3 protein-coding genes are annotated in these 4,716 nt (G+C 68.0%); 2 read left to right on the top strand and 1 reads right to left on the bottom strand.

Annotated elements, in window-relative coordinates:
* Positions 1-2,850: pentapeptide repeat-containing protein (locus ACFR9S_RS00640; RefSeq protein ID WP_379817743.1), on the top strand; the 2,850-nt coding region annotated here is incomplete at its 5' end.
* Positions 2,851-2,865: 15 nt separating this feature from the next.
* Here the strand turns inward: ACFR9S_RS00640 and ACFR9S_RS00635 are convergent.
* Positions 2,866-3,456 carry a YqhA family protein gene (locus ACFR9S_RS00635; protein ID WP_379730584.1) on the bottom strand — a complete coding sequence of 197 codons (591 nt, stop codon included), beginning with the start codon at positions 3,454-3,456 and terminating at the stop codon, positions 2,866-2,868.
* A 172-nt stretch (positions 3,457-3,628) separates the two neighbouring features.
* Here ACFR9S_RS00635 and ACFR9S_RS00630 point away from each other — a divergent pair.
* Positions 3,629-4,716, top strand: a 1,088-nt coding sequence (locus ACFR9S_RS00630) for a pentapeptide repeat-containing protein (RefSeq protein WP_379817741.1), incomplete at its 3' end; no start/stop codon positions are given.

Raw genomic sequence — 4,716 nt, 5'->3', positions numbered from 1 at the left:
GGCGGCCGCTGTACCGGCGCCGTCGAGGGGACGACGGCGACGTTCGAGGACGACGTGGACTGGCGGGACGCCACGTTCGAGGGGCCGGTGACGCTCGACGAGTCCCGGTTCGAGGGCGACAGCGCGATCGACGGCGCGCGGTTCCGGGAGGAGGTGCTGCTCCGCGGGGCGGAGTTCCACGGGGAGACGAACCACCTCGACGACGACATCTCCTTCGAGGGGGCGGTGTTCGACGGGCCGGCGTCGTTCGCGAACGCCGAGTTCGAGCACGCTGACTTCGGCGGCGTCACGTTCCGGGCGTCGGCGTCGTTCGCCGGGAGCGTGTTCGACGGCAGGGGCGAGTTCGTCGGCGCGCACTTCGAGGCGGCCGCCGAGTTCGACGACGCCTCCCTCGACGGCGGGACGTTCGCCGACGCCACCTTCGAGGCGGCGGCGTCGTTCGACGCGACCGAATTCGATCGCGACGGCGTGTTCACCGACGCGACGGTCGAGGGCGAAGCCTCCTTCAAGGAGGTCCGCTTCCGCGAGGACGCGAACTTCGAGGGGGCGACGTTCGAGTCGGCGGTGACGTTCCTCGGCACCGAGGTCGACGGCGGGGACAACGTCGTCGACGACGACGCCTGTTTCCGGGGAGTGACGTTCGGCGAGGCGACGTTCGACGCCGTGGAGTTCCGCTACGCCACCTTCCAGGACGCCACCTTCGAGGGGGCGGTCAGCTTCGAGGAGACGACGTTCGACGACGACGCCGTGTTCTCGGAGGCAACGTTCTGCGAGCCTGCGACGTTCCTCGAGTGTCGCTTCCGCGACGACGCCGCCTTCGACGACGCCGCCTTCGAGGCGGCCGCGACGTTCGACGGCGCCGAGTTCGAGGGCGGCGCCAACACCAAAGACGAGGACGCCACCTTCGAGAACGCGGCGTTCGAGGGGCCGGCGTCGTTCGATCGGGCGCGCTTCCGCGCCGCGAGGTTCGCGGACGTGACGTTCGGCGACGAGGCCGACTTCGAGTCGGTCGTGTTCGACCGAACCGCGACGTTCGACGACTGCATCTTCGCCGACGAGGTGCGGTTCGACGAGTCACGGTTCCGGGGCGACGCGGACTTCGTCGGCGCCGTCTTCGAGACGCGGGCGTGGTTCCACGGCGTCGAGTTCCAGGGGAAGTCGCGGATCCTCTCGGGCGACGTGAGCTTCCGGGACGCCGCCTTCGACGGGGACGTCGGGTTCGAGCGGGCGGAGTTCGGCTTCGCGGTGTTCGAGGATGCGACGTTCCGGGAGAGCTGCTCGTTCGTCGATACGACGTTCACCGACAACGCCGCGTTCGACGGCGGCCAGTTCCGGGGGAACGCCACGTTCGAGCGAGCGGCGTTCGTGGCGAGCGCGGGGTTCGAGGACGCGACGTTCGCGGGGGTCGCGGAGTTCAGCGAGGCGGAGTTCCGCGACAACGTCAGCTTCGAGGGCGCGACGTTCGCCGGCACGACGACGTTCAAGGGGGTGAGCTTCCACGGGAGCGAGACGGTCGTGGAGGACGACTCGTCGTTCCGCGGGGTCCACTTCGAGAGCGACGTGACGTTCGCCCGCGCACGATTCCGGTTCGCCAACTTCACCGACGCCGTGTTCGACGGCCGGGTCGAGTTCAGCGAGGCCAACCACGAGGCCGGCGCCAAGTTCGACGGCGCCGAAGTGGCGGGCCGCTTCGACGCGACGGACGCACAGTACGACGGAACCGTGACCGTCGACGGGGCGAGGTTCCACGCGCCCTGTGACTTCACGGGCGCGGCGTTCGGCGGCGACACGGCACTCAACGGCTCCACGGTCGCGTTCGAGAACACGACGTTCGACGAGGTGGTGTCGTTCGCGGCCGCGAAGTTCGGCCCGGTCACGTTCGACGACACCGCGTTCGGCGCCGGCGCCACCTTCGCCGGATCGAGGTTCGAGGAGACGCTCGATCTGACCGTCGAACCGGTCGGCGCCGAGACGGTCGTCGACATGTCCGAGGTCTCGTTCGCCGACGGGACGATCATCCAGCCCGACGACGGCGCGGTGTTCTACGACATGGAACAGGCCGTGCTCCGGGACGTCAAGCTCGAGGGGAGCGACGCGGGGACCGACGAGCACGAGCTTTTCGACTACTTCCGGTTCTGTCACACCGAGTTCGAGGACTTCGACTTCTCCAAGCACAACGAGGAGCTCGCGCGGACCGACTGGACGATCCACGAGTTCGCCTACGACGGCGTCGCGGACGAGCCCCGCGGCGTCACCGACGGCGGGGAGGCGATGCCGACGCCGACCTGGACGATCGGGCCGGTCGAGTCGCCCTCGGAGCTCGAGTCGACGTACCTGAAAGCGAAAAACAGCGCCGACGCGTTCGGCCACCGCAAGGCCGCCGCCGAGTTCTTCATCAAGGAGCTCACGTACCGACGGAAGAAGAACGTCCGCGCGTTCACCAGCGGCGAGGGGTCCGTCCGTGACCGGCTGGCGGCCGGCGGGAAGGTGCTGGGCAACTGGGTGCTCTACCAGACGTGTGGCTACGGCGAGCGCCTCTGGCGGGTCGTCTACGTCTCCAGCGTCATCGTGCTCCTGTGGGGGGTGTTCTACACCCTGTTCACCCGGGGGACGACCGGCGCGGTCGAGGCCCGGGAGCTCGCCGGCCCGCTGGCGCTGTTCACCCCCGACGGGGTCGTCACCCTCGGGAAGAACGTCTACTTCAGCATCGTGACGTTCACGACGCTCGGCTACGGCGACGTCCAGCCCGTGGGCACGACCGCACGGACGCTCGCCGGCATCGAGTCGTTCGTCGGCGCGCTGCTGGTCGCGCTCGTCGTGTTCGTCCTCGGCCGGCGCGTGGCCCGCTGACGAGGGGAGGGCCGCTCACTCCGTCGCCCACTTGAAGAAGCCGAGACTGATCGCGAGGATGGCGGCGCCGGCGGGAATGACGAGGAACCGTTCGATGTCCGTGATCTGGTCGGCGTTCGCGACCATCTGCTCGAAGAACTTGATCGCGAGGATGACGAGGACGACCTCGATGAGCTTGTTCTTGAGCTCGCCGGTCGACTCGAACTTGAACCAGTCGGGACGGATGCTCGACCGCTCGGCGGGGTCGAGTTCGCTGATGAAGAAGTCGTAGATGCCGAACGAGAAGATGACGAGGATGATGCCGACGAGGAACGCGTCGAGCGCCTTGATGATCGGGAGCGTCACCTCCTGTGAACTCCCCAGGTGTCGGCCGATGACCAGCGCCGACATCGCCTTCCCGGTGTGGTAGGTGCCGTTGGCGAACATCACGGTCGAGCCGATGAACGCGACGATGACGGGGACGAGCAGCGTGTACCTGAGCGCGAAGAACCGCGACTCGAAGTGCCGGTTCAGCCACTGCTCGCTGCCGCCCATATCGAGTTCGTCCCCCCCGTCGGACGCGTGGCTCCCGTGCTCGCCCCCCTCGACCGTGTCTCCGTTTGCCATGATGAGTCGGAGTTTTCGACCCACCATCATTATAGTAGTGATTGGTCTGTTCCCTGATACGACCCCGATATCGGTTTCGTCAGTCGCGTAGACCGCCGGTTCCGAACACCCCGCCCCCGTATGTCAAATTGTCACGTACCTTTTTGTGTCAAGAGAGAAACGCCATACGCGTATGCGTGGGGACTGCTCGTACACGTTCGACCCGGATTCGGGATCACGGTCGGCCGACCGTGACAGTTCACTCACCGAGCCGTGGTCCTGTCCTCACGAGGCGCACGACGACAGCGAGTACTGCGTGGTCCACATGTCGCCCGAGGCGCGCGACGACCTCGGGATCGACGACCGGGCGGTGGCGGCCGCCGTCGAGCGGGCCGCAGAGGCGGAGGGCCGCGAGGGGAAACAGCTGATCGGGGGGAACTTCGAGGATCTGGACCTCTCGTATCTGGTGTTGGAGACGGGCGACCAGTTCCCGCTCGACCTCCGACACGCGACCGTCGCCGGAACGCTGTCGCTGGCGACGGCGGAACTGCGCCAGCCACTCGATCTCCGGCACGCCTCGATCGGCGACGTGGCGTTCGAGGAGGCCGTGTTCCGGGAGTTCGTCGACATCTCCGACGCCGAGATCGACGGCGAGTTCGACGCCGCACACGCGACGTTCGTCGGCGACGTGGACCTGATCGGCACCCGTTTCCGGGGACCGGTCTCGCTGGAGGAGGGGCGGTTCCACGGCGACACCTGCCTCCGGTTCACCGAGTACGAGGCCGCCGCCGTCTTCGACGGCGTCGAGTTCCGCGGCGACGCCAACCTCCTCGACGACGACGCCTGTCTGGAGGACGCCGTCTTCCACGAGCGTGCCTCCTTCCGGAAGGCGGAGTTCCGGTACGCCGACTTCGTCGGCGCCACCTTCGAAGCGGTCGCCGACTTCGACGAGGCGACGTTCACCGGCGACGGCGAGTTCCGGGAGACGCGGTTCGAGGGCGACGCCTCGTTCCGCGGGGCCGAGTTCCGCGGGGACATGAACGTCGAGATCGACGATGCGGACTTCAGCGGCCCGGCGTTCGGCGGCGACGCCGACTTCACCAACGGCCAGTTCGCCCTCGCGAACTTCGCTGGGGCGACGTTCGCCGGCGAGACGCTGTTCACCGAGGCCGCGTTCGAGGAGGACGCCGACTTCCGCGGGACGACGTTCGAGAGCGCCCTCGACCTCACGGAGGCGCGGTTCCGCGAGGACGCCGACCTCTCGGGGGTCAGCGTCGGCGG

Origin of the sequence: Halolamina salina, assembly GCF_042678005.1 — an archaeon.
GTDB lineage: Archaea > Halobacteriota > Halobacteria > Halobacteriales > Haloferacaceae > Halolamina > Halolamina salina.
The sequence above is the reverse complement of the archived record's forward strand: the minus strand, read 5'-3'. Positions and strand labels throughout refer to the sequence as shown.

Bases quoted from the DNA above. Each gene is read 5' to 3' on its own strand.
- ACFR9S_RS00635 (WP_379730584.1), bottom strand. From the start codon at position 3,456: ATGGCAAACGGAGACACGGTCGAGGGGGGCGAGCACGGGAGCCACGCG.